Source organism: Paludifilum halophilum (assembly GCF_002245355.1).
Lineage (GTDB): Bacteria > Bacillota > Bacilli > Thermoactinomycetales > DSM-45169 > Paludifilum > Paludifilum halophilum.
Map to the genome: position 1 here is coordinate 123,118 of NZ_NOWF01000008.1, position 25,608 is coordinate 148,725.

Here is a 25,608-nt window from a genome sequence, read left to right on the forward strand (position 1 = left end):
AAACAAAAATTGAAAAAGATAGTCATGATGGCGGTACTTATTGGTGCTGCTGTTTTTTTATTGCTTCTTTTGCTTGGTACATTTGCACAAGCAGCTGGATTAATTGAGGATACGGTATCTGAAGACAATCTTTTTTCCAAGTATCCACTCGAACATTACCAACTCGATTTTTATGTTGATACAAGTTGGGAGTGGCTACCGTGGAATTGGACAGATGGGATCGGAAAGCAGGTTATGTATGGGCTTTATACGATTACCAATTTCATTTGGATTATTAGCTTGTATTTATCGAATGCGACAGGCTACTTAATTCAACAAGCTTATTCGCTTGATTTTATTTCACAAACAGCGGATGCGATTGGCAAGAACATGCAAACAATAGCTGGAATTACCGCAAGTGGTTTCAGCAGTTCTGGCTTTTATGTGGGCTTCCTGCTTCTTTTCATTTTAGTGATTGGAATTTATGTGGCGTATACAGGTTTAATGAAACGGGAAACGACGAAAGCGATTCGTGCGATCCTCAATTTTTTAGTGGTGTTTATTTTGTCTGCTTCCTTTATCGCATACGCTCCAACATATATCACGAAAGTTAATGACTTTTCCGCTGATATTAGTCAAGCAAGTTTAGACTTAGGAACCAAAATCTTGATGCCTAACTCGGATAGTCAAGGAAAAGACAGTGTTGATCTGATACGGAATAACCTCTTTTCCATTCAAGTAGAGCAGCCATGGATGTTATTACAGTTTGATGATTCGGACAAAGAAACCATAGGGGAAGATCGTGTTGAAACCTTGGTCTCAATCAGTCCTGATACAAATAACGGGAAAGACCGTGAGAATGCCGTCAAAGCGGAAATCGAAGACCATGACAATAAAAATTTAACAATTACGAAGACCACTACTCGCTTAGGAATGGTCTTCTTTTTATTTCTGTTTAATATCGGGATTTCGATTTTCGTATTTCTTCTCTCAGGGATCATGATTTTCTCGCAAATACTTTTTATTATTTATGCGATGTTTTTACCCATTAGCTTTTTATTATCAATGATACCGACTTTCGAAAACATGGGAAAACAAGCGATTATGAAGTTGTTTAATGTGATTATGCTTCGGGCTGGCATTACCTTGATTATTACAGCTGCCTTTAGTATCTCATCCATGCTTTACAGTTTAACGATGAGCTATCCATTTTTCTTGATTGCCTTCTTACAGATTGTGACGTTTGCAGGCATTTACATGAAACTCGGTGACATCATGAGCATGTTTAATTTGCAAAGTAATGATTCACAAAACGTTGGACGTAAAGTCATGCGCCGTCCTTACCGCATGTTCAACCGTGGTAGTCGTCGATTACAGCGCTCGATTGGACGAACATTTGCAGGCGCAACGGCTGGTGCAACTGTTGGAGCGATGGTTGGCAAATCAAGACAAACAAAGGGTTCCTCTCCTTCTATCCGACCATTACAGCGGCTAACATCACCCGCAACAAGGGATAAGGAACGGACAAATGATAGTACAAAACAAACTTCATTGAGCCAGAAAATCGGTCAAGTAACAGGAAAGGTGCTTGGTGCAAGAAGCCAGTTCCGTGCGAATATAGAGCACCGAAAAGAACAACTGCAAGATTTGCCTACGAATACCAAATATGCAGTTATGCAAGGAAAAGAACAACTCAAAAAGCCTGCCCGTGATTTTAAAGAAGGTATCACGCAGGCAAAAGAAAAAAGACAACATGTAAATTCAACCCGAAAAGCGAACCACCGTCAAAATCTTGCAAATAAACGGCGGGCATTGGAAGAAAAGCGCACACCTTCCCGTGATACTGTCATTCACGGGCGACCAGCTACACAGGGGGGCAATGAACCTTTCTATCAGGATAATTCTAGGAAACCAACTGTTTATCAAAAGCGAAAGACAAGACCCATCTCCAAAATGGATTACAACGAGCAGACCACATTACAACAACAGCCATCACGTTCAAACAGAAAAGAACATTTGATTCATACCGATAAGTCTAAACAACCTGTAAAAAAAGGACAGCCATCTCTAAATGAAGAACGTTCTCGACCAAAAAACAGGCAGTATGTCATCAAGCGTCCCTCTAAACCTTTGAAACATGAAAAACAGAAACAGATCAGCAAACGTTCCATGTATACAAGTAGGAGGGAACGCTGATGAAGGTCATGAGGTTAAAGATCCTGTTACTTGCTTGGGGACTAGGCTTTCTTGCCTTGTTTGGGCTATTGGCGTTTGTAGCGATTTTTATTTCCAATGAGGAAGATTCAACAGGTAGCGATGGTTTAATTGGTGATGGAGGTAGTATATCGGTGTCGGCAGATGTGTTAAAACATCAGCCAATGGTGGAAAAGTATGCGAAAGAATATGGCATTAGTGAGTATGTCTCTACTTTGCTTGCCATTATCCAAGTCGAAAGTGGCGGGAAACTCTCAGACGTGATGCAATCGAGTGAATCATTGGGACTTCCCCCCAATTCATTAGATACCGAAGCCTCTATTCAACAAGGAACAAAATACTTTGCAGATTTAGTACGTTCCGCAGAAGCAAGCGGTGTCGATGGCAATGCGGTCACTCAAGCCTATAACTATGGCGGTGCTTTTATTGATTATGTCGCAAAAAGAGGAAAGCAATACAGCTTTGAACTAGCGCAAAGCTTTGCGAAGGAACGTTCGGGCGGCAGTAAAGTTACTTACACAAATCCAATAGCCGTAAAGAAAAACGGCGGTTGGCGTTATCTTTACGGAAATATGTTTTATGTCGATTTGGTGAGTCAATATTTCACTTCGCCCCAATTTGATGATGAAATAGTTCAGATTGTTATGGATGAAGCCTTAAAATATGAAGGATTTCCCTATGTCTTTGGAGGGGACAATCCGAGCACTTCTTTTGATTGCAGTGGATTAACACAATGGAGTTATCGAAAAGCAGGTATTAATTTGCCCCGAACAGCACAGCAACAGTATGACGTGACCGAGCATATATCTTTATCTGAAGCAAAACCTGGGGATTTAGTGTTTTTTCACTCCACATATAACTCAGGGACGTATGTTACTCATGTTGGAATCTATGTTGGGAACAATCGAATGTATAATGCCGGCGATCCAATTGGTTATGCAGATTTAACTACTGCCTACTGGCAAAAGCACCTAATTGGAGCTGGTCGTATTAAACAATAGAAAGGGTTGGAATAGATGAAAAAAATGTTTAGAAAAAAAGAAAAACAAAAGCTTGAAACGAAATCTACAAAAACAAAAGTAAAAAGTGTTGGCACAAGTAAGAAGTCGGTCATTGTATTATGGATTGTATTAATTAGTAGCCTTGCATTTGGGGTATATAAAAATTTTACGGCAATTGATCAGCACACGGTTCATGAAAAGGAAGTTGTTGAAACAAAGCTTGTGGATACTAATGCTATTGAAAGCTTTACAAAAAACTTTGTGAAAGATTACTACACATGGCAAAACGAAAAAGATTCCATTGAACAACGGGCGGAAAAGATCAGTCAATATTTTACAAAGGATTTACAAGCTTTAAATACTGATACCGTTAGAGCGGATATTCCTACCAGCTCCAGCGTGAGTAATATTGATATCTGGTCAGTGTCACCAGAAAATGATAATACCTTTGCGGTTATTTACTCGGTCGTTCAAAAGATTGTAGAAGATAAAAATAGTCAATGGATTCGTTCCGCATATCGAATCTTGCTTCATCAAGATAATGCAGGAAACTTAGTCATTACACAAAACCCTACCTTATGGAGTATACCGAATAAATCAGATTATGAGCCACAACAACCTGAAAGTAATGGAACAGTCAATTCCGCTACCATGCAAGAAGTGACAGAGTTTTTGGAGACATTCTTTACGTTTTATCCGACTGCCACGGATAAAGAACTTGCTTATTATGTACGAAACAATGCCTTACCACCTATAGGTAAGGATTATTTATTTTCAGAGCTAATCAATCCGGTATTCCAAAAAACAGGGGATCAAATAAGGGTTTGGTTATCGGTGAAGTACTTGGATGAAGAGACGAAGGCAACGCAAATTTCTCAATATGTACTCACGTTGGAAAAATATGCAAACTGGATGATTGTAGAATAAAATAATATGTTTGTTTTTAAAAAAACACAAATTGTTCTCCACATTAGCAATGCAAGGGGGTTATTTTTTATCGTTATTTTCAGAAACAATAAACGCTCTAACATCCCGAAAGATTTCATAAGCGCCAAAGTACTAACAACATCCATTATGTATATCCGCCTTTGAGTTGATTATTGATTATTTATCTATGATGGGTATATATGCGGAACAAATTAAGTGATAAAATTTATTCAAAGATAGGAGAAAACGAAGCTTAAAAAGAGTAATTAGAAAAAAGTTCAAGTGCATGAACCAGTATTGGCTTCATGCACTTTTTTGATGAACTTAGGGGAGAATAAATTCCTTATACCTTTAAGCGCTGTATATCTTCTTTTGGTGGCAAACCAAACATACGGGCATATTCCCGGCTAAATTGTGAAGGGCTCTCGTATCCTACTCGAAATGCAACATCCGCTGCATTTGCTGACTCGGATAATAATAACCCCCGAGCTTCCTGTAGCCTCAATTGTTTTTGGAATTGAATGGGGCTCATTGTCGTTACCTCTGTAAAATGCCGATATAGGGAAGAAACACTCATATTTGCTATTTTTGCAAGCTCCTCAATTTTAAAGGACTTCTCATAGTTTTGCATGATATGTTTAATCACGGTATTGATTTGGTGAGTAGAACTCCCTTCAATTGCTGTTTGTTTCAGCCTCCCCCCATGCTCTCCTTGCAGGACTCTATAGATGATTTCTTTTTTGATTAAAGGGGCAAGAATCGGGATGTCTTCTGGAGTATATAGTAAATGAACCAATCTTGTTATTGCATTTAATAAAGGTTGCTTCATTTTACTGACGTACATACCTCGCTTAGTACTTTCCTTTTTGTCAGCTTTTATTTGCGTTTCACGTAAGACCTCTAATATGTCATTCGGTGTAATTTCAAGTTTTAAAGCCAAGTAAGGAACCTCAGGGGAGGCTTCGATAACTTGAGCGATTACTGGTAAATCAACAGATGCAACAAGGTAATCCGCGGGGCTGTATCTAAAACGATCTTGATCCAGTAATGCTTCCTTCGCGCCTTGAGCAACAACACATAAGGAAGTATTATAAATTCCATACTTTGGTTCAGTAGCATTAGATAGGCGAGTCATAAATAAAGACGGAATAGCAGTTGCATAAGTACCGTCCTGTTCTGAATAACGTTCAATAAGTTTAGCAAGATCCCCTTGCCGCTTATAAATTTGTTCAGACATAAAATAAAATCCTCCTCAATTACTCTATCTCATTAATACTATTGTAATGCATATTTCTCTATTACTAAATGAAAATGAGAAGATTAGGCAATCATTTGACAAGAATAGTCTACCGCTTGCAATCTCACATGTCACATAATAAGGATGCGGATAAATAATACGACCGTTTAAAGCCATAATAATGCAAATAGGTACTGTTAAAATTCATGATTAATTCTCGGACGAAAGGATGTTGTTTTTTATGTCTAATCATCAAGACAAGGTTATTGTTATTACAGGTGCTTCAAGTGGTATTGGTGAAGCAACAGCAAAATTATTAGCAAAAGATGGCGCAAAGTTGGTTTTAGGGGCTCGCCGAGAAAATCTTTTACAGAACTTAGTAAAAGAAGTAGAAGGACTGGGTGGCGAAGCGGTATATGCTGTTGTTGATGTAACAAAAGTTGAACAAGTAGAAGACTTGGCTAAATTAGCCATTGATACATTTGGAAAGATTGACGTTTGGTTAAACAATGCGGGGATTATGCCACAATCATTATTAAAGCAAAAGAAAATAGAAGATTGGGATGCCATGATTGATATTAATATTAAAGGAACATTGTATGGAATTGGAGCTGCCCTTCCATTCATGGAAAAACAAAAATCGGGGCATATCATTAATATTTCTTCTATTGCCGGACATATCGCACATGCAGGCAGTTCGGTTTACTCTGCGACAAAGTGGGCGGTACGTGCAATTAGTGAATCTTTACGAGAAGAGATGGCGCAGGATGAAACTAATGTGCGTGTAACCATTGTATCTCCGGGAGCTATCAATACAGAATTGTTAGAATCCATCACTGATCAAGAAGTGAAAAGTAATACCGAAGAATTCTACAAAAACTTCGGGATTTCCGCTGATCGAGTGGCTTTGACCATTAAGCAAGCGATTGACTTACCAGAAGATGCTGCTTGGAATGAAGTAATTATTCGTCCGACGAAACAGCTTATGTAAATTGAATTACTGGGGGGAGAACTATTTATGAAAGTCATGATTTTAGGAGCCGCAGGTCAAATCGGCAAAATGGTAACAGATGATTTATTAACCCAGACCGATTTTGATTTGGTATTGTATGGGCGAAATGTCTCATCACGTTTATCAGATAAAGCAAGTGATCGTGTTTCGTTCGTTGATGGTGAATTTGAGGAATTTGACAAAATCAAAGATCATCTTGTTGATGTGGATGCAGTTTATCTTAGCTTTGTTGCGAAAGACGATCTTATCAAACCGTTAGTTAAGATATTGGAAGAAAGTGGGGTCAAACGCTTTATTGCAGCTAGTGTTCCTGACTTGTATCAAGAAATCGAAGGTAAGTTTCAGGAGTGGTATCGAGCCAACACAGGGATTATGTGGACGTCCCCATACCGTAAAGCTGCTGACATTATTGAAGCCAGCAATCTTGATTATGTCATTCTTCGAATAACTTGGCTTTACAATGAAGATGGTAACACACGTGTTCATATCACCGAAAAAGGAGAGCCTTTTGTCGAAGCTCAAGTTACTCGTCAAGCTGTTTCACAATTTATTACTGATTTATTGACTAATCGAGCCGATTATCATCGAGCTAGTTTAGGGTTGGGTGAACCTGGGACGGAATATACAAAACCAAGCTTTTACTAAACTGGATTCTTTAATGCGGATTTGTATGAAGTTTTTAATCAAACTTTATTCAAAAACTACATTAAAGGAACGAAAGGAATGGTAAAATTGGCGGAAAAACAAACAGCAGGCCGTGATCGATTAGGGGAATTTGCTCCAAAATTTGCTGAACTTAATGACGATGTATTATTCGGTGAGGTTTGGTCAAGAGAGAAGGAACTCTCTCCACGTGACCGCAGCATGATTACAGTTTCGGCATTAATTTCTGGTGGAAACTTTGAACAGTTGACTGCACATCTTCAAAAAGCGAAGGAAAATGGAGTAACGAAAGAGGAAATTTCGGAAATCATCACCCATCTTGCGTTTTATGTTGGCTGGCCCAAAGCTTGGTCAACATTTAACATTGCAAAAGAAATCTTTAATGATTAACAAAAAGGGGGATTAAATATGGCACATGATGAGTTAAGCAATAGTACCATCTTTCCATTAGGAGAAAAAGTGGAGGGAAACTTTATCGGTGACGCATACTTACACATGGTATTTACTGATAAAACGCCACTTAATGCACCAATTGGAAATGTAACTTTTGCTCCGAGCGCTCGTAATAGCTGGCACTCCCATAAAGTGGGGCAAGTTCTGTTAGTTACTGGTGGAGAAGGTTGGTATCAGGAAGAGGACAAATCTGCCCAACTACTTAAAACAGGAGATGTAGTGAATATCCCACCGAATGTAAAACATTGGCATGGTGCAACAAAAGATAGTTGGTTTGTGCACTTAGCCATTACGCCAGGAGAAACAGATTGGTTTGAGCCGGTCGATGATGAATGGTTCAATCAATTATAAACATAACGTATCGAGTCATTTGTGATGGTCTTATTTTCTTACTAATATCCAAGGAAAGAAGGCGACTTTCTAATGCAAAAGCGTAAATTAGGAAAAAATGGACTAGAAGTTTCGGCTATTGGTCTCGGTTGCATGGGAATGAGTCATGGTTATGGACCGGCATCAGACAAAAAAGAGATGATTTCGCTGATCCATGAGGCAATTGATCGAGGGGTTACTTTCTTCGATACTGCTGAGGTGTATGGTCCATATATAAATGAAGAATTGGTTGGAGAAGCACTTGCCCCATTCAAGGGAGAGGTAGCGATTGCAACTAAATTTGGTATTCAGATGGTAAATGGTAAACAAATACTTGATAGCAAGCCAGAGCAAATTAGGAAGTCCGTAGAGGGCTCGCTCAAACGTCTTAAGATAGATACGATTGATCTTTACTATCAACACCGTGTAGATCCTAATGTGCCGATTGAGGAAGTCGCAGGAGTCGTACAAGACTTAATTAAAGAAGGAAAAGTAAAATATTGGGGACTTTCGGAGGCAGGCGTGCAGACAATTCGACGTGCGCACAAGGTTCATCCTCTCACAGCGGTCCAAAGTGAGTATTCCATGATGTGGCGAGCTCCTGAAGAAGAACTGTTTCCTGTCCTTGAAGAATTAGGGATAGGTTTTGTCCCTTTCAGTCCATTAGGTAAAGGATTCCTGACTGGTAAAATAGATAAGAAGGCCACATTCGTTGACTCTGATTTCCGAAGTATTGTTCCCCGCTTCCAGCCAGAGCATATAGAAGCGAATCAGGTTTTAATTGACCTAATCCAAAAGATTGCGACAGACAAAGCGGTAACGCCAGCCCAAATTGCATTAGGTTGGGTACTTGCCCAAAAACCATGGATTGTTCCTATTCCAGGCACAAGGAAATCGGAACGATTGGAAGAAAACCTTGGGGCGGCAGAGGTTGAACTGACTCTCAAGGAATTAGCTGATTTAAATGACGCACTTTCAAAAATTGAAATTTCAGGAGAACGCTATCCTGCAGAATACGCAAATAGAGTGGGTAAGTAATTTTAATAAAAGTATAACTAATGAATAGATTGGGTAATTAATGACTATAAAGGAGGAATTATAATGCAAAAGGTAACATTGAACAATGGTGTGGAAATGCCGATATTAGGATTTGGTGTATTCCAGATTCCAGATGCCGAGGAATGTGAACAAGTAGTATACGATGCGATTCAGACAGGCTATCGCCTTATTGATACTGCCGCATCTTATTTAAATGAAGCAGCAGTTGGCAGAGGAATTAAACGCAGTGGTGTGCCAAGAGAAGAATTATTCATCACGACGAAACTTTGGGTGCAGGATACTGGTTTTGAAGCTACCAAGAAGGCTTTTGAGAATTCATTGAAAAGACTTCAATTAGATTATTTAGATTTATATCTAATTCATCAGCCGTATGGGGATGTGCACGGTTCATGGCGTGCAATGGAAGAGTTGTACCGTGAAGGGAAAGTGAGAGCCATTGGGGTGAGCAACTTCCAGGAGGATCGTTTAATGGATATCATTGTCCATAATGAAATAACCCCTGCTGTCAACCAAGTGGAAACACACCCATTCCATCAACAGATTGAAAATGCTGCATTCATGAAAGAAAATAATGTGCAAATAGAAGCTTGGGGACCATTTGCAGAAGGTAAAAATAATATGTTCCAGAACGAGACATTGGTATCCATTGCTGAAAAGTATAATAAGTCCGTAGCCCAAGTCGTGTTGCGCTGGTTGACACAAAGAGGCGTTGTTGCTATTCCGAAGTCTGTGCGTAAAGAAAGAATGGTGGAGAATTTCAATATCTTTGACTTTGAATTAGATGGGCAGGACATGGACAAGATTGCTACATTAGATCAGAAAGAAAGCCTGTTCTTCTCACATCGTGACCCTGAAATGGTAAAATCGCTTAGTACTCGGAAATTAAATATTTAATGGTGCAAGTATAGGTAGAAAGGCGGAAAAACAATGAAAGTACTAATTTTAGGAGCTGCTGGACAAATTGCAGGTCTATTACGTGATCATTTGTTAAAGGAGACTAATGATTCCTTGGTGCTCTATGCAAGAAATGCCCATCAACGTTTAACAATGAAAGATGAAACAAGGGAGAAAATAGTAGAAGGGGATTTCTTGGATGAGGAAGCATTAAAAGAAGCACTCACCGGCGTAGATGTTGTTTATCTAAATGATATGGGAAACACGGAAGCTGTAAAAACCGTTATCAAAGCGATGAAAGCATCCCAAGTGAAACGCTTCATTGGAGCATCTATTTTAGGTATTTATGATGAAGTTGGCGGAGCTTTTAGAGAATGGAATCAAGCGATGATTGGCAGCAGCCCTAGGATGCAGGCGCAGAAAGATTCGGCAAAAGCAGTGGAGAACTCTGACTTAGATTATACCTTGCTCCGGTTAACTTGGCTTTATAATGAAGAAGGTAATGAGAACTATAGCCTGACTCAAAAAGGTGAAGACTTCATCGGTGCGCAGGTTACACGTGAAGCTGTGGCTCGATTGATTGTCGATATCCTAGGCGATACAAGCGATCAGTTTATCGGCAAAAGTCTAGGTGTAAGTGAACCGGGAACAGATTGGGAAAAACCGTCATTTTACTAAAGGAGGATGTATGAATAAAGAAAATGCTGAAAGAAGGATGTTCAAAAAATATGCCATTGCTTTGTCAGTACTGCTTTTAGTCATTTTGGCGGCATGCTCTAGTTCTAATGAAGAAGGAAATCCGAATTCAAGTACAGGTGAGAATTCTGCTGATTCTTTGGAAACGAATGACTCCAATGATAGTACCGATTCATCTGAGTCTGATGAAACTGCTGAATCCGATGATACGGTGGATTTCAGTGAGCCAACAGATAATGCTAACAATTACGGTCGTGGAGCGGTCTCAGACGGTGCGGATACGAATGCAGATGAAGAACCTGTTCGCATCCTTACAGAAGATGCATCGTCTATTGTTATTTATTTTTCACGTAGCGGAAATACAGAAAATTTAGCTCAACAAGTAGCAGCACATACTGGAGCAGATGTACTTGAATTACAAGTAGAGAATCCTTATCCTGCTGACTATGAAAAAACAGTCGATCGTGCAACGGAAGAACGGGAATCTGGTGATTATCCTGAATTGGCTACACAAATTCCTGATTTAAGCCAATATGATACGATCTTTTTGGGACATCCAATTTGGAGTATGACCATCGCGAATCCGATTGCCCGTTTTTTAGAGGATAATAATGAGGAACTCAGCGGGAAATCAATTGCTGCTTTTTCAACGAATTCAGGATATGGGGATGGAAGTTCTGTTGATAGAATTTCGGAATTGAGTCCGGATAGTACGATTCTTGAGAATTATACCGTTGTGGACGAAGAAGCGATGGATTCACAAGATGATGTGAAAGCTTGGCTGGAACGATTAGGAGTATTGGAAGAGGAATAAAGATTGTATGATGTCTGTAATACCTGTTTAAAACACCTTTCTTCATAGGAGGGTGTTTTTCTAACCATATCAACTGAAAGGATGACGAGCATGAAGTATTTGTTTGTTAACTGTAGTAAAAATAAAAATGGTGTTACCTCTGATTTAGGGAAAACTGTATTTGAAGGGATTCACTATAATCCGCTTCATTTAGTGGATTATAGCATTAAGCAAATAGATCAACAAAATGATGAGAGGGTCGATCAGTTTAGGGAGGTATTTAATCAATTTGAGGAAGCCGATGTCATTCTTATTGGTACTCCGGTATATTGGTCCAGTATGAGTGGTTATTTAAAAACCTTTATTGACAGATTCTCTGAAGTAACGGATGTAAATTTAGAAGGAAAAGAGGTCTGCCTAATCATTCAAGGAACTGCTCCAGAAGATGCGATCCCTTTTATTGAACATGTCATCAAACATTTGTGTCGGCGTTTTGATATGAAATATAAAGGCTTACTTCAAAATAAAGAAGACGCAAAACAGCTCAATAAGATTTTAAAAAGACAGTAGTCTTGTTTCTTCTGTTCTGTAAGAAGAAATGATAGTAGCAAACTGTTATACGTACGGAGATGAACACGAATGTCAAACACATGGAAAATATATATACTTACACTTACCAGCTTTTTGGTAGGAACATCACAATTTGTTATATCTGGTATTTTAGATCAAATTGCCGTTTCATTAGATGTCTCCGTTGCAAGCGCAGGACAATTAATTACTGTATTTGCTCTGGGAAATGCTATCGGAACACCTATACTCATTGCTGCTACAGCAAAATCAAATCAACGAAAACAATTATTGCTTTCATTATCCATTATTTTGATAAGTTTATTGTTGACAGTCCTTTACAATAGTTTTGGTCTGCTTATCTTAGCTAGGATTATCATGGGAATGGGGACAGGTGTTTTTGTTGTCACAGCTTATAATTTATCATCGAAGCTGGCGAAACCGGGAAAAGAAATAGGAGCGATGGCAAATATCGCTATGGGTTATAATGCTTCCCTTGTTTTAGGAGTTCCAATTGGACGAGTGATTGCTTCTGCTTACCATTGGCATATTATCTTTTGGATGATCGGCTTGTTAGCAATCGTAGCCACCATCGTTATTTTTAAATTTATACCTTCTGTGAAAGGCGAAGAGGTCATTCCTTTAAGAAAACAATTGTCACTTCTCAAGGATAGCCGTATCGTCATTGCACTTAGTATTACGCTTTTCACCTTTCTTGGCTACTCTGTTCTTAACTCTTATATCGCTCCATTCTTAGGATCTGTAACAGATGAAAAGTATATCAGCGCTATTTTATTCATTATCGGTATTGCCAGTCTGGCTGGCTCTAAACTGGGAGGATTTACGGCTGATCATTATGGAAAAGACAAAACACTTCTATCTAGTTTAATTTTACAATCAATTGCCTTAATCGGTTTATTTCTTGTAATGAATTCGACGATATTTATTGTCATCATGCTCGCTTTTTGGTCCGTTGTTTTCATGATGTTCGGTCCGACTCAAAATTATAATCTTATTTCTCTTGCTCCACAAGCAGCATCTATTATGCTGAGCCTGAATAGTTCTTTTGTACAAATTGGTTTTGCATTGGGATCGGGACTAGGAGGTATAGCAGTTAATTTAGCTGATATCCATTCGATTATTTGGGTGGCATTATTATCTACGTGTGTAGCTGCCATGACAGGATTATTCTCTTTTAAACAGCAAGCAAAAGTATAGTTAAGCTAATTATTATTTGCATCATTTTAAAGAATCTTTCTTTAATAAAATAAATTCACTTTTAAGTCCAACTGTCTTCTATACAGTTGGTTTTTTTATAATACAATTTTTTCCTCTCTGCTTTATTTATTTGAAAGCTTGCACCTGACTGTATAAAACAAAGGGGTTTTCTTCTGAAAAATTTACTCTAAATCTTTGGCATTTCATAAAATTTTTTGTTGAAGGTTATGAAAGGGGAAATCATCACCCACCTTTGCAGTTGCGAAGGGAGAGGAAATGCATGATAGAACCAGATCGTACCGAATGGCAAGTTCGCTGTGCATTTAATGCCTTTTGTAAACGTGTATTGAAGAATGAGGCAATCAATATTTACAACGAAAGGCAACAAAGACAAGCAAAGGAGATGACATTTTCTGATCTTACACCACAAGAAAAAAATCAACTCTATACCTTAGATAAGCTATATGAGGGGGAAGGAGGACAAAGTTTTCAAGTGGCTGGAAAGAAAATTACTCCGAAATTACTTGCTGAAGCATTGCGTACTTTGCCGAAGGAAAAGCGCAAGACCGTCCTACTATACTATTTTTTTAACAAGTCGGATGTAGAAATAGCTGAGCTACTCGATATTCCACGTAGTACAGTTCAGTATAGGAGGACAAGCTCTTTCAAAAGGTTAAAACGATTTTTGGAGGAACATGCAGATGAATGGGATGATTAATTCTAATATTGAAAACAACGAGCGTGGTTTATTGCCGTACCCAATTATTTTAGCTGCAAATAAGGGTGATCCAGAAGCAATAAAAGTAGTTGTTCTGCATTATGGAAGCTACATGACAAGCCTGTCCATGCGTAAGCTGTGTGATGATCACGGAAATACTTATTGGGGTATCGATGAAGATACGCGTGATCGTTTACGTTCAAAGCTTATGCAATCTGTTTTAGTTTTCAAAATTTGATGAAATAATAGCTAGGTTTTCCCTTTCATTAATCATATTTTTGTTCTTTGACAAAGAAAGCATGGAAGATAACACCGTGCAGTATAAACTAAAAAATCAGATACATTCTTACTGATGGCGAGCTATCTGACTCGTGCGCCATGACCTCCAACAGGAACGAGCAATAATCCATGAGTCTAATGCAATTGTGGTGGATTGCCGGCGATAACCCATCAGTATGGATAATGATACTCCCCTACCGTCATGGTTCGAGCGTTCAAAGCGTCGCAAGCTATGAGTAGGGCTGGAAGAATTACTTGCAGGGGTGAAATTCCCGTGGAGCTGCACCAACAGCCGTCTGATTTTTTAATAGATTAAGATAAGGGGGCGTGTTTTTTGAAACAGAATTTGATTCTATATAGCATGCAAATTGCTATGTTAAAACAACTGCTTACCCATAAATTAATTTCAGATAAAGAATATTATATGGTAAAAAATAAATTAATGAAAGAGTATGGTATCGTTTCTGACATTACAAGCTGATTTGTGTTCCTATTGATGATACAATAGGAAGTATATAAGGAACACAAAAGGAGGAGCTATTATGTCAGGAGTTGAAGTGATTAGGGCGAATAGTAACTTGGCTAACCAAAAGCGTGGAAAAGAAATTAAACGGCTTCGGGTGGCAGCATATTGTAGAGTTAGTACAGATTCGGAAGACCAGTTAAACAGTTATAAGTCACAAGTTGCATATTATTCGGATTTAATTAAGAAAAATATGGAATGGGTATTAGCTGATATATATGCTGATGAAGCCATTACTGGAACACAGGTAACAAAACGGGAAGATTTCCAGCGAATGATTAATGACTGTATGAATGGAGATATTGATATGGTCATTACAAAATCAATATCCAGATTTGCAAGAAATACATTGGATACGTTGAAATACGTCCGTATGCTAAAGGAAAGAGATATAGCCGTTTATTTTGAAGATGAAAAAATTAACACGCTTACAATGGATGGTGAATTGTTACTTGTAGTGTTAAGTTCAGTAGCACAACAAGAAGTTGAGAATATATCTTCTAATGTAAAAAAAGGATTAAAGATGAAAATGAAACGAGGTGAATTAGTCGGTTTTCAAGGCTGCCTTGGTTATGATTATCATCCAGAAGATAAGAGTATAACTGTAAACGAGAAAGAAGCAGAAGTTGTTCGTTATATATTCCACAGATATGTTGAAGGAGCCGGGGGCAGTGTCATTGCTAGAGAACTTGAAAATTTAGGCTATAAAACTAAAAGAGGTACTCCAACATGGGCTGATTCGACGGTACTCGGAATTATTAAGAATGAAAAATATAAAGGCGATATTTTAATGGGAAAAACTTTCACATTGGATCCTATTTCGAAACGTCGATTAGAAAACTTTGGAGAAGAAGATCAATACTATTTAAGAAATCACCATGAACCCATTATCAGTGCTGAAATATTTGATAAAGCACAGGAAATCAGATTAAAGCGAAGTAAAGGAAGAAATACGGTACAGAAAAATGGTGGTAAACGAGAAAAATTCAGCCGTAAATATGCTTTTAGCTGCATGATTGAATGTGCTTATTGTGGCAGCACATTAACAAGACGTAGATGGCATAGTGGAACTAAATATGGTAAGACAATTTGGCAATGTGTTACGAGTACGAAGAAAGGTAAAAAGTTTTGTCCAGATAGTAAAGGGATACCAGAAGAAGCCATTGAAAAGGCCTTTTTGGAAAGTTACCGTATTATGTGTAATAATAACAAAGATGTTTTAGATGAGTTTTTGCAACGAATGGAAGAAACTTTAAGTGCCAGTACGATTCATAAAGAACTTTTCAAAATAGAAAAGGAAGTTCAGGGGTTAGAAAACAAAAAGAATAAGTTAGTGGACATGAGATTAGAGGATATCATCGACAAAGAAACGTATGAAGAAAAATATGATGAACTAATGCAGAAGATAAATGAAAAGGTTCAAGAAAAAGAAAAATCGCTGTCAAATTTAGAAGAAGAAAAAGACATTAAAAAACGGTTATTAGCCTTTAAAAAAGTATTAGAGCAAAATGAGGTTATCGATACTTTTGATCGTTATGTATTTGAAAGTGTAGTTGAAAAAGTAATTGTTGGCGGAATAGATGAAGATGGAAATAAAGATCCTGCCATGATTACTTTTGTATATAAAACTGGGTTGAGTAACAGTCTTGATGGGAAAAAGTATAAACCTGCTAGAAAAAATGCGAAAAAGGAAAAAACAAAAACATCTAATGAATTGTGTTCACATGCAGGTAACGAGGATAATAAATTGTATCCACATAGTAGTGACGACACACGTGGAGTGTGTCACGGTGTTTATGAAGTCGTGAAGGGAAAAAACTCCCGCTTCATGGTATAATAAGGACGCAGACGACCCAGCTAACGGTTCACAGTAGAGAAGAGGCGCTGGAGGGGACGAGTTTAATCAGAGAAAGGAATGATCATGGCCATGTGGTCGAAAATGAAGCACCAATTAAAGGAACGGTTCGGGGAAGACTACCCGTCGTTTTTAAGGTTTTTATGGGTTGAATATCTGATCGGAACCATCTGCATGGCTTGGCTGTTTTATGAGATTACAACTTGGACTTTGACACCTTCTCAGTTTGAAATTTCAATTCCTGTTGTTCCGGTTCTCGTTTTGGGCGCTTACTCTTGGTGGGGTCGAAGAAAGTGGAAGGTGAAAACCCGATTAAAAAAGACCTATTTTAAAAAATGGGTGGATGTCCCGTACCCTGTTGTATTGGGCACAGCCGTTCTTACAATGGCGGCGTACAAGATGATTTTCTTTGTCGGATGAACCCATTGATTTTGACCACCGATGATTGGGGTGAGTCCGCATGGTTGTATTCTTGACATTCGTAATCAGCGCGATCGCTTTAGCCGGGACCCTGTTTGTCGCAAAAGAAGTGAACCGGAAGATCCGGGAGTATGGGAGAAATAAAGCGGATCAAGTACGTGAGGAACACTCCCGCTCCCTGCAGTATGAAAAAAGTACCTTCTCCAGAGTGCGCTTGTATACCCTTGTTTACGGAATCACTTTTTTGGTTGCCGTCCTCTCGTTGGCTGTCTACTTTTCCCGTCTGTAAGACGGGCCCGATCCGGAGAGATCGGATGGGGCAGGCGTATTCCCAAAGGAGATTCGACTGCGGAAGCGAGAGACTACTCCATTTTTTCCATTTTCCGGTGTTGCCGGTTTCTAAATTAGACGGAAAACTCCCTCCTCATGTTACAATAGAGGGAGTTTCTACGTGTCTGGAGGACGGTTTTTCTATGATCAGTGTACACAATGTCGGCCTGCGCTTCGGCGGGCAAAAATTGTTTGAGGATGTGAACATCAAGTTTACCCCGGGTAACTGCTACGGGTTGATCGGGGCCAATGGAGCGGGAAAGTCCACCTTTTTGAAAATCCTCGCCGGTGAAGTGGAGCCCAATACCGGAGAGGTATCGATCACTCCGGGAGAACGGCTGGCGGTGTTGAAGCAGGATCATTTCCGGTACGAGGAGTATGAGGTGCTGGATACGGTCATCATGGGGCATGAGCGGCTGTATGAGATCATGAAGGAGAAGGATGCTCTTTATGCCAAGCCGGATTTCTCCGATGAGGACGGCATCCGGGCGTCGGAACTGGAGGCGGAATTCGCCGAGCTGAACGGTTGGGAGGCCGAGTCGGAGGCGGCTGTGCTTCTGTCGGGACTGGGTATTTCCGAGGAGCTTCACAGCAAAAAAATGAAGGATTTGGACGGCAACGAGAAGGTAAAGATCCTTTTGGCCCAGGCTCTCTTCGGCCAACCGGATATCCTGCTTCTGGATGAGCCGACCAACCACTTGGATATCCGGGCGATCCGCTGGTTGGAGGAGTTTCTCCTCAACTTCGAAAATACGGTGATTGTCGTCTCCCATGATCGTCACTTCCTCAATAAAGTTTGCACCCATATGGCGGATATCGATTTCGGGGAGATTAAGCTTTATGTAGGCAACTATGATTTTTGGTACGAATCGAGTCAACTGTCCCTGCAAATGGCCAGGGAAAAAAACAAGAAAATCGAAGAGAAACGGAAGCAGTTGCAGAATTTTATCGCCCGGTTCAGTTCCAACGCATCCAAGGCGAAGCAGGCCACGTCCCGGAAAAAGCTGTTGGAGAAGCTGACCCTGGAGGACATCCAACCTTCCTCCCGCCGTTATCCCTTCATCAAGTTTCAACCGGACCGTGAAGCGGGGAACGACTTATTAAAAGTGGAGAATCTGTCCAAAACTGTTGACGGTGAAAAGGTATTGGATGATCTCAGCTTTACCGTCAACAAAGGAGACAGAATCGCCTTTGTCGGTCCCGGAGAGCTGGCCAAGACGACTCTCTTTCAAATTCTGATGGGAGAAACGGATCCGGATTCCGGTTCCTACACTTGGGGTGTAACCACTTCCCAGTCCTATTTTCCCAAGGATAATTCCGCTTACTTTGACGGAGTGGATCTCAACCTGATCGACTGGTTGCGCCAGTATTCCGAGGACCAGTCGGAAACGTTCATCCGCGGATTTTTAGGAAGGATGCTCTTTTCCGGAGACGAGGCGAAGAAGCAGGCGAAGGTCCTCTCCGGAGGGGAGAAGGTACGCTGTATGCTGGCTCGGATGATGTTGTCCGGAGCCAATGTTCTCCTGCTGGATGAGCCGACCAACCACTTGGATATGGAGTCGATCACAGCGCTGAACAAGGGGCTGGAGGAATTCCCCGGGACGATTCTGCTCGTCTCCCATGACCACCAGCTGATCCAAACGGTAGCGAATCGAATCATGGAGGTCACTCCCGGGGGCTTGGTGGATAAGGTGACCACTTACGATGAATATCTGGATGATGAAGCCTTGCAGGAAAAAGTTCACCGGATGTATGAGTAAACTGTTGCTTTGCCTTCCCTGCCTTCCGGGCAGGGTTTCCTGCTGTTGGGCAAACCGATTGAATACGGGGGGAAAGGAGGGATATCGTGGATGGACGAAATCGAAGAGAGATCCGGCCGGGAGCCGCGGTGGAGATTGTGCTGAAGAAGGATCAACGATCCGGGAAACGAACTCGGGGCGTGGTCAAGGATATTCTGACTTCTTCAGCCTCACATCCCCATGGAATCAAGGTCCGACTGCAGGATGGCCGGGTGGGGCGGGTCAAACGGATACTTCAGAGCTAGGGATCCGTCTCCAAAAAAAACTGATCACTCGCTTCCTTCGCAATCAGTGATCAGCTTTATTTCTTTCCCGCGAAAGAAAGGATCGGCCCCATTTGGCCCTGCCGGCCAAACCGCCCATACAAACGGCTGTTGTCCGGTTCGATCCCGGGAATCTATGGGTTTCTGGTTATTTGTCTGAATCAACTTGGCTCTTCCGTTCTTTCAAGGAAGAAGTCAGTTCCATGAACCACTTCTTGTCCTTGGTGGTAAGGGCGAGGTCGATCAAATTCAAAAGATGCCCTTCCTCTTTCAAGGAAGTGGTTTCATAGGGGCGAAGGTTTTCCAGTAAGCTGAGGGAAAGCTTCCCGATAATATGCGGATTATCCGATTGAATCACCCGAATCTTGGCTGTTTCCCGCTCATGGTCGATCGCCTCGATATATCCTTGAAAAAGCTCGTCGTTGAACGTTTTTCCCGTTACCCAATCACCGTCATTGAACTGGGTAATTAAGGCTTCCATGCATGACACCGCCTTTTCCCTTTGGGATGATCAAAAATCGCAACTTGGCTGCCGTATTCGGGTTTACTACTATTATTTCACGGATGCGAGTTCACTAAACCTCTCGGATTGATAGACTCGGAGAGTTATCGGATTAATCCCTGCTTCAATCCTTTAGAGACCGCTTCCGGACGGTTTTTGACCTTCAGTTTTTTCAGCACGGAATGGGCGTATTCAGCGGCGGTATGTTCGCTGATATGCAAGGTTTCACCGATATGCTTCGTGGAATGACCATCGGCGATCATTTGCAAAATTTCCTGCTCCCGTTGGGTTAACAGGGAAACGGGGGCGGGTGAGGGATTACCGCTTTCGTACAATTTGGAACGGAGACTCAAACAGACCCGGGAGACCATCTTTTTGACCCCCTCCAAGGTTTGCGCATCTGGATCAAAGGGTTTGCCGCTTTGGTCCAGCAGCAAAAAACCGACAGGGGTTCGGTTTTCATCGCGCAGAGTGGCGGTGAGGAGCGAGGTTAAACCAAACTGCTTCACATAATGCATCGGAAAATAAAGCTGGGCTTCCCTGAAGAAAAAGACGGTTCGGTCTCCATTCATCGCTTTGGCGATGCCGGGAATATTGGAATCCATTTCCCTCACTCGGCGGATATCACTGACATCGACCTGATGGGAGTAGATACCTTCGATGGTGCGAGTGAGGGGGGAATACCAAAACAGAGCCCCCCGTTCCATTCCCGACCGCTCCGTAATGAAGCGGACACTGGCTGTCAACAACTCCTCCAGTGTGTGGGAAGTCATCAGGACTTCGTCCAAACGAATGATCGTCTGAAGCAAAGGATCGACATTTTTCAGTTCCTTTAACGGGGCTTGCTCCTGTTCGGACTCTGACGGGTCGGTGTATGCGGAGCGGGTGACAGAGCAGGCCAAGGTGAGCGACAAGGAATGGAGCCACCGGTAACGAGTGTGAATATCCGGCTGTCTGTGTTTTTGAAGCAACACCCCCATAACGATTTCTTCAAAAGTGCCGATGGTAAGCAGAACCTGCCCGACATGCAGAACCGATCGGTGGGAAGCGACCAATTGAAGAAAATTTTCCTCGTATTCGGAAAAATAGGAGGAAGCTAAATCGATTCTTCCCGCAAGAAACTGAAACAGATCATGGATCGCCTTTTTCTGTTCAGGATCCAAGTTGAAAGTGGATAGTCGGATTTTCCAACTCCTTAAGCAATCTTCGTAATTCCGGATAATCGTGTCCATCATCTGTTGAAGTTCGTGTTGGGGAAGCAAGGGAGTAGATAAAAAAGTGGATATCCGCATAAAACCGTTCCTTTCTTCGGGTTTTCCTTAAAGGTGTTATGTAACAATAGGAGACTGTTTTTTTCATCTCTGTTACGTGGAGGTACTGTATTTTCTTCACCGGGGCGGGTGGTGTTCTTGATTCCTTTGCACCATTCTATGATATAACAGAGATTTTGACCACCGGTATACGATGAACCGGGATCGGTCGTTCTTGCCAAGAAAGGGGCATTTTTTGTTCAGTGTATGGACCCCTATATTTATATGGGAAAGAAACCCCCGGGTTCTAGGGTTGTTGAAACTTCTGAATCATTGTACGATTCCACATAAAGTGGACCTGGACCAACAAGATTTCAGTGCGCTTCTTCTTTTTTAAAAACAGGGTGTCCTGTTGAGAAGCCGCCTCTTTATGTCGATGTGGGCGGTCGGTTGCCGAGGATTTTCTCCAATTTTATGAAGGCGGGGTGGGTGGAATGAAGTATCGAGGGAAATTGTTTTGGATCAGTCTGACCGTGTCCATGGCTTTATTGCTGTCTGTGGCATTAGGGATCTATGCCGGCGGGGTGGCGATGGCCGTACCGCTTGCGGGAGTCGGCGGCTTCTATATTGAGGCGGACAGGATTGAGATCCGGGACTTCAAGTTGTTACCCGAGGTTGGAGAAACGAGTGAAAAGAAAGCGGTTCCACAAGTCGCGACTCAGATGGATGCGGATATCAAAGGGTTGAAGCTGTACAAGGATCTCAATATACCGGGCCAGGGAAAGGTACGCGTCCTGATTACCGCTTCCGGGGTCGTGAAATCCACCGGTATGGTGTTGGACATGACGAAAATTTCCGCCGATCATTCCTTTAAAAAGCTGACGATTAAAGAGGAGGCCTCCAGCGATTTCCGCAAAAAATTCGGCATGGACGCTCCTCATCTGGTGCTGAAAGATCCGAAGATCCAAGCGCACTATCTTTTCAACAACAGTATTTCACTTCCGGGGATGAAGCTGGAGGTGCAAAAACTCAAGAAATAAAGGAAGGGATTCCCGATGAGTGAGACAATGGTTCCGAAGAGGGGAAAAAGAGCCGTTGGCCGGGGAATGACGGACACTGCAGCTGTTTCACCGAAATCGAAAAGACCCCGGGCGGGACTGGTGCTTCTCCTCCTCTCCGGGGCGATCACTCTGTATATTCCGGTTCAGTTGTATTGGTTGGCCTTTGTTCCGGGAAGTTTTGCCTTCACCGGCATTTTGTTCGGGACGCTTCTTTTCGCTTGCGGAGGGATTGGCTGGATGATGCCTCAATACTGCAGACTTCTCGGGATATTCGGCATATTGTTTTCCATTCTCTCATTGATCGGGGCATTGGGCGGACTGGTTATCGGCATGTTGCTGGGGATTGTCGGAGGTTGTTTATGCTTCGCCTGGAGGAATGATCCGGATCCGAAAAAGTCGAAACCGATCGACGGTTCCGAAGGGGACGGGGTGGCGGTTTAAGACTGTCTGAGCCCGGAGTTGGACAAAAGGATCTGTTTCGAACAGAACGAGCCGGGACAGGTCCGCCTTGATGTTTACAGTCCGGGATGATGAAGCGGGGGAGTGCCTTTGAACAAAAAGAAGATCGTGGGATTGATCATTTTTTTGGTTTTCTCCCTTCTTCTTGCTTCGATCCCTTCGGTATCCGCCGACGGGCCGTCAACTGCGGGCAAAGAGGCCTTTGTGATCCGAGCGGACCGAATCGAGTCAAAAGGCGTGTTACCGGGGATCAGCGTCGGGAAAGACGGCTTGTTATTGAAACTTCAGATCACCGAAGCCAAAATCTCCGGGATGACATTGGGGGGATCGTATCGGAGAGGCGAAGGCGGAGGGCGCTGGCATATGGCCGGGCAGGATCCGGGTCCGGTCACGATGAAAGGGATGACCGTGGAAGCGAGTGCGATCGGTTTTAAAATCAAACCGGGAGACATCATCGGATTCGACCGGCCGATGAAAATCGGTTGGCAAACACCTTCGATCGTCCTTCACGATGTGTTTCTTCGTGTCGAACGTCTGCAGGCGGAGAGCTCCCGGATGACCGCTCTCGATTTGGATACGACGAAAGCCGTATCCCTGAAGCCGCCCGAGAATGGTCTGTATATCGATTTGCGCCCATTTTCCACAAGGGATCAAACAGAGGCGGAAGAAGAGGTCAACCGAAAATTGAAGGAGTTATTCAATCAAGAAGAGGAGTCAAAAGAATCACCGCAAGATGACTCCGAAGAATCATCCAAAGAAGATAAGGATTCGAGTGAGGAAACAAAGCCCGGAGAAAAGCCGGATCAAAAAGATCCCGGCGGCGGTTCTGAGACTCCGGATGAAGAACCGTCACCTCCGGATGACGGGAACGTGCCATCCGATCCGGTTCCGGAGGAAGGCGATGACCGTGTCAAACAAACCATCCGGCTGAAGCGCTATTTTCCCGCTCTGGAAATCGCGGAAAAAGCCAAGGAATATGAAGCGGAGGTGGTTCTGAAGCAGGGAGAGAAAGAGTTTCATGCGAAGCGTTGGACGGAGCTCATCCTGATGCGTCGCTTAAAGGGAACGCGGATTGAAATCAGGGCTCGGGGACCGGATGCGGATCAGGCGGTTCAGGAGCTGGCCAAACAGTTGGGAGAAGAATAGCGCCCAATCAGGAAGTGAGGTGAGAGGCTGGTAGGCCGGCGGAGCGTTTTTATGTATGAGATTGGCGGCCTGCCAGCCCCAACCCCTGGTAAACGTTCATTAGCGAATCAAGGTTGCTTGAAAAGGCCATGGAGGGGCAGTTGTCATACGGAGGCTGCTCAAAGGGCAGCCTTTTTTATGATAAAGAGTCCGGGAAGACCGGTCCCTCCATAAAAAAATCCGGCTTAACCGCCGGTATGTAAGAAAATAGAACCTGATCAGGAAAGGCAAGTAAGGTGATCCGATCCGTCAGCCCATGCTGACTCTTTTTTTATGGTTGCAGACTGTGGATGATTCTTTCCGAATTCGGGGGCAGTTGGTACAGTTGGCGGCTCCGGGTATCCGATGATAAAGACAACAGGTGCGGCGCCGACGCATGGTTTCCTCCGGACGGGCCGGGTGAGGAACCGGGCGGAATCGCATCGACCAGGGATTGGGTAGCGTGCCGGTAACGATGATGTTGGTCCGGTCCGTTAAAAAGCGGAAATCGTCGAGCAGGCGGCTCCGCTCTTCCGGGAAGCGGGACTCCTGAATCCATTGTTCATAGTTGTGATAGAGGTAGCAGAGCGTATTTTCCCACAGGAGATTCAGAGGAAGGTAAGCGGACAGCTGTTCCAGGAGGGGAGTGAGATTCCGGTGTAACAGCCGAGACAGAACCTCATTCCTCCACCTTTTCCTCTCGTCGGAGGAGGGGCAGGTGAGGACGGTATCTTCCTTCAGTTCCAAGGAAAGATCCCATCCCGGTCCCCATCGGATATTCAGATTATCCGCTGAAAAGTCCAACCCTTTATTCAGGCGGGACATGGCGAAGAGGCAACCTTTCAACAACAGGGAGCCGTATCGCTTGGACAGCATGGACGCGGCGACGGGGGGTTCTGTTGTACCGATTTTTCGACTCCAATCGGCGAGAGCTGTTGACAGACCGGCGGGGTGCAGCAAGTCTTTTGCCGGAAGGGTCCCCTCTTTACTTTCCCGATTCAGGAACAGTTTGCAGTTTTCCTCGATCTGAATCATTTCCTGTGGGGAGAGTCGCATCGGTTCAACCTCCTGTCGCGGTCAGTCGACTGGGTCGCAAATGGCGGCCTTTGCCGTGTGGGACGCACATCGGAGTCCCGAACAGCGGGTCGAGGATGACCTGGCAATCCAAATTGAACACTTCCTTGACCAGCTGTTCATTCACAATATGCTCTGGACGCCCTTGGGAGTGCATTTGTCCTTCCCGGATGGCCACGATATTGTGGGCGTATCGACAAGCCAGGTTTAAATCGTGAAGGACCATGACAATCGTGCGCCCTTCTCTCTCGTTCAAATCGTAGAGAAGATCCAAAATTTCGATCTGATGAGTCATGTCCAAATAGGTCGTCGGTTCGTCGAGGAGAAGCGTATCCGTTTCCTGGGCCAGTGTCATAGCGATCCAGGCTCGCTGCCGTTGGCCGCCGGACAGAGAGTCGACGGGCCGATGGGCGAAGGGAGTCATTTGAGTGACTTCCAGCGCCCATTCCACCATCTCTTCATCCTCTTTGGACCACTGTTGGATCCAGTTTTGGTATGGATACCGCCCTTGCTTGGTCAGCTGCATCACCGTCAATCCTTCGGGAGCCACGGGTCCTTGCGGGAGGATGGCCAGTTGGCGTGCCGTTTTTTTGGTGGATTGTTTGGCGATGTCGTTGCCGTTTAGCAGGATGTTGCCTTGGCAGGGCTTCATTAAGCGGGCCAGGGAACGCAGAAGGGTGGATTTTCCGCATCCATTGCTTCCCACCAGAACGGTGATTTGCCCCTTGGGAACATTCAGATTCAATTCGTCAATCACCGGGGATGGGCCGTAGGCCAGGGTGAGTCGATTGGTTTTCAGAGTTGGTTTCAACGGAAACCCCTCCTCTTG

The 25,608-nt window shown here is 42.9% G+C and carries 29 protein-coding genes; 24 read left to right on the top strand and 5 right to left on the bottom strand.

Going from position 1 to position 25,608, the window contains the following annotated elements; translation table 11 throughout:
- Positions 1-24: 24 nt before the first annotated feature.
- The 3 genes from CHM34_RS13565 to CHM34_RS13575 are packed head-to-tail and all read left to right on the top strand — an operon-like array spanning position 25 to position 4,121.
- Positions 25-2,175 (top strand): CD3337/EF1877 family mobilome membrane protein, encoded by a 2,151-nt coding sequence (locus CHM34_RS13565; protein ID WP_240512033.1) that lies wholly within the window; start codon positions 25-27, stop codon positions 2,173-2,175.
- 8 nt (positions 2,176-2,183) lie between these two features.
- On the top strand, positions 2,184-3,194 hold the full coding sequence (locus tag CHM34_RS13570; protein ID WP_169713748.1) for a bifunctional lytic transglycosylase/C40 family peptidase: 1,011 nt from the start codon (positions 2,184-2,186) through the stop codon (positions 3,192-3,194).
- 15 nt (positions 3,195-3,209) lie between these two features.
- On the top strand, positions 3,210-4,121 hold the full coding sequence (locus tag CHM34_RS13575; RefSeq protein ID WP_094265159.1) for a conjugal transfer protein: 912 nt from the start codon (positions 3,210-3,212) through the stop codon (positions 4,119-4,121).
- A gap of 343 nt (positions 4,122-4,464) precedes the next feature.
- Here CHM34_RS13575 and CHM34_RS13580 read toward each other — a convergent pair whose 3' ends face one another.
- On the bottom strand, positions 4,465-5,358 hold the full coding sequence (locus tag CHM34_RS13580; protein ID WP_094265160.1) for an AraC family transcriptional regulator: 894 nt from the start codon (positions 5,356-5,358) through the stop codon (positions 4,465-4,467).
- Between the two features lie 241 nt (positions 5,359-5,599).
- On the opposite strand from CHM34_RS13580, the gene CHM34_RS13585 reads away from it, so the two are divergent.
- The 18 genes from CHM34_RS13585 to CHM34_RS13670 all read left to right on the top strand — a co-directional run bounded on the left by CHM34_RS13585 (position 5,600) and on the right by CHM34_RS13670 (position 19,251).
- Entirely contained in the window at positions 5,600-6,349 is a 750-nt protein-coding gene (locus CHM34_RS13585) for an SDR family oxidoreductase (protein ID WP_094265161.1), read from the top strand.
- Positions 6,350-6,376: 27 nt separating this feature from the next.
- Positions 6,377-7,015 carry an NAD(P)H-binding protein gene (locus tag CHM34_RS13590; RefSeq protein WP_094265162.1) on the top strand — a complete coding sequence of 213 codons (639 nt, stop codon included), beginning with the start codon at positions 6,377-6,379 and terminating at the stop codon, positions 7,013-7,015.
- Positions 7,016-7,102: 87 nt separating this feature from the next.
- Entirely contained in the window at positions 7,103-7,423 is a 321-nt protein-coding gene (locus CHM34_RS13595; protein WP_094265251.1) for a carboxymuconolactone decarboxylase family protein, read from the top strand.
- An 18-nt stretch (positions 7,424-7,441) separates the two neighbouring features.
- Positions 7,442-7,837: a cupin domain-containing protein gene (locus CHM34_RS13600; RefSeq protein ID WP_094265163.1), complete on the top strand. Its 396-nt coding sequence runs from the start codon at positions 7,442-7,444 to the stop codon at positions 7,835-7,837.
- A 72-nt stretch (positions 7,838-7,909) separates the two neighbouring features.
- The gene (locus CHM34_RS13605) at positions 7,910-8,893 is read left to right on the top strand and encodes an aldo/keto reductase (protein ID WP_094265164.1); all 984 of its coding nucleotides are present in this window, start codon (positions 7,910-7,912) and stop codon (positions 8,891-8,893) included.
- Positions 8,894-8,956: 63 nt separating this feature from the next.
- Complete coding sequence (locus tag CHM34_RS13610) at positions 8,957-9,808, top strand: aldo/keto reductase (RefSeq protein ID WP_094265165.1); 852 nt, start codon at positions 8,957-8,959, stop codon at positions 9,806-9,808.
- Between the two features lie 33 nt (positions 9,809-9,841).
- Positions 9,842-10,486 carry an NAD(P)H-binding protein gene (locus CHM34_RS13615; RefSeq protein WP_094265166.1) on the top strand — a complete coding sequence of 215 codons (645 nt, stop codon included), beginning with the start codon at positions 9,842-9,844 and terminating at the stop codon, positions 10,484-10,486.
- A gap of 10 nt (positions 10,487-10,496) precedes the next feature.
- Positions 10,497-11,318 carry a flavodoxin gene (locus CHM34_RS13620; RefSeq protein ID WP_206093812.1) on the top strand — a complete coding sequence of 274 codons (822 nt, stop codon included), beginning with the start codon at positions 10,497-10,499 and terminating at the stop codon, positions 11,316-11,318.
- 90 nt (positions 11,319-11,408) lie between these two features.
- Complete coding sequence (locus CHM34_RS13625; RefSeq protein WP_169713735.1) at positions 11,409-11,867, top strand: flavodoxin family protein; 459 nt, start codon at positions 11,409-11,411, stop codon at positions 11,865-11,867.
- Between the two features lie 69 nt (positions 11,868-11,936).
- Positions 11,937-13,082 (top strand): MFS transporter, encoded by a 1,146-nt coding sequence (locus tag CHM34_RS13630; protein WP_094265168.1) that lies wholly within the window; start codon positions 11,937-11,939, stop codon positions 13,080-13,082.
- A 280-nt stretch (positions 13,083-13,362) separates the two neighbouring features.
- Positions 13,363-13,800: an RNA polymerase sigma factor gene (locus CHM34_RS13635; RefSeq protein ID WP_094265169.1), complete on the top strand. Its 438-nt coding sequence runs from the start codon at positions 13,363-13,365 to the stop codon at positions 13,798-13,800.
- Positions 13,784-14,038 (top strand): helix-turn-helix domain-containing protein, encoded by a 255-nt coding sequence (locus tag CHM34_RS13640; RefSeq protein ID WP_094265170.1) that lies wholly within the window; start codon positions 13,784-13,786, stop codon positions 14,036-14,038. The genes CHM34_RS13635 and CHM34_RS13640 overlap by 17 nt, the downstream gene beginning before the upstream one ends.
- Before the next feature lie 375 nt (positions 14,039-14,413).
- A complete protein-coding gene (locus CHM34_RS13645; protein WP_094265171.1) occupies positions 14,414-14,560 on the top strand; it encodes a conjugal transfer protein in 147 nt (48 codons plus the stop codon).
- A 61-nt stretch (positions 14,561-14,621) separates the two neighbouring features.
- Positions 14,622-16,439, top strand: a complete 1,818-nt coding sequence (locus tag CHM34_RS13650) for a recombinase family protein (RefSeq protein WP_094265172.1) — start codon at positions 14,622-14,624, stop codon at positions 16,437-16,439.
- Positions 16,440-16,523: 84 nt separating this feature from the next.
- Positions 16,524-16,877, top strand: coding sequence for a hypothetical protein (locus CHM34_RS13655; RefSeq protein ID WP_141201722.1), 354 nt, complete (start codon positions 16,524-16,526; stop codon positions 16,875-16,877).
- A gap of 40 nt (positions 16,878-16,917) precedes the next feature.
- Complete coding sequence (locus CHM34_RS13660; RefSeq protein ID WP_094265174.1) at positions 16,918-17,166, top strand: hypothetical protein; 249 nt, start codon at positions 16,918-16,920, stop codon at positions 17,164-17,166.
- A 184-nt stretch (positions 17,167-17,350) separates the two neighbouring features.
- Entirely contained in the window at positions 17,351-18,967 is a 1,617-nt protein-coding gene (locus tag CHM34_RS13665; RefSeq protein WP_094265175.1) for an ABC-F family ATP-binding cassette domain-containing protein, read from the top strand.
- Positions 18,968-19,053: 86 nt separating this feature from the next.
- Positions 19,054-19,251 (top strand): YwbE family protein, encoded by a 198-nt coding sequence (locus CHM34_RS13670; protein ID WP_094265176.1) that lies wholly within the window; start codon positions 19,054-19,056, stop codon positions 19,249-19,251.
- 166 nt (positions 19,252-19,417) lie between these two features.
- Here CHM34_RS13670 and CHM34_RS13675 read toward each other — a convergent pair whose 3' ends face one another.
- Entirely contained in the window at positions 19,418-19,750 is a 333-nt protein-coding gene (locus tag CHM34_RS13675; RefSeq protein ID WP_094265177.1) for an IDEAL domain-containing protein, read from the bottom strand.
- Positions 19,751-19,875: 125 nt separating this feature from the next.
- On the bottom strand, positions 19,876-21,063 hold the full coding sequence (locus CHM34_RS13680; protein WP_094265178.1) for a LuxR C-terminal-related transcriptional regulator: 1,188 nt from the start codon (positions 21,061-21,063) through the stop codon (positions 19,876-19,878).
- A 452-nt stretch (positions 21,064-21,515) separates the two neighbouring features.
- Between CHM34_RS13680 and CHM34_RS13685 the strand changes: the two genes are divergently transcribed.
- The 3 genes from CHM34_RS13685 (at position 21,516) to CHM34_RS13695 (ending at position 23,687) form a co-directional block, all read left to right on the top strand.
- The gene (locus tag CHM34_RS13685; RefSeq protein ID WP_094265179.1) at positions 21,516-22,061 is read left to right on the top strand and encodes a DUF6230 family protein; all 546 of its coding nucleotides are present in this window, start codon (positions 21,516-21,518) and stop codon (positions 22,059-22,061) included.
- A 15-nt stretch (positions 22,062-22,076) separates the two neighbouring features.
- On the top strand, positions 22,077-22,523 hold the full coding sequence (locus CHM34_RS13690) for a DUF6114 domain-containing protein (protein WP_094265180.1): 447 nt from the start codon (positions 22,077-22,079) through the stop codon (positions 22,521-22,523).
- Positions 22,524-22,631: 108 nt separating this feature from the next.
- Entirely contained in the window at positions 22,632-23,687 is a 1,056-nt protein-coding gene (locus tag CHM34_RS13695; protein ID WP_094265181.1) for an HPr family phosphocarrier protein, read from the top strand.
- Positions 23,688-23,975: 288 nt separating this feature from the next.
- Here the strand turns inward: CHM34_RS13695 and CHM34_RS13700 are convergent, their stop codons facing one another.
- On the bottom strand, positions 23,976-24,761 hold the full coding sequence (locus CHM34_RS13700; RefSeq protein WP_094265182.1) for a (2Fe-2S)-binding protein: 786 nt from the start codon (positions 24,759-24,761) through the stop codon (positions 23,976-23,978).
- 4 nt (positions 24,762-24,765) lie between these two features.
- The gene (locus CHM34_RS13705; RefSeq protein ID WP_094265183.1) at positions 24,766-25,590 is read right to left on the bottom strand and encodes an ABC transporter ATP-binding protein; all 825 of its coding nucleotides are present in this window, start codon (positions 25,588-25,590) and stop codon (positions 24,766-24,768) included.
- Positions 25,591-25,608: the final 18 nt, after the last annotated feature.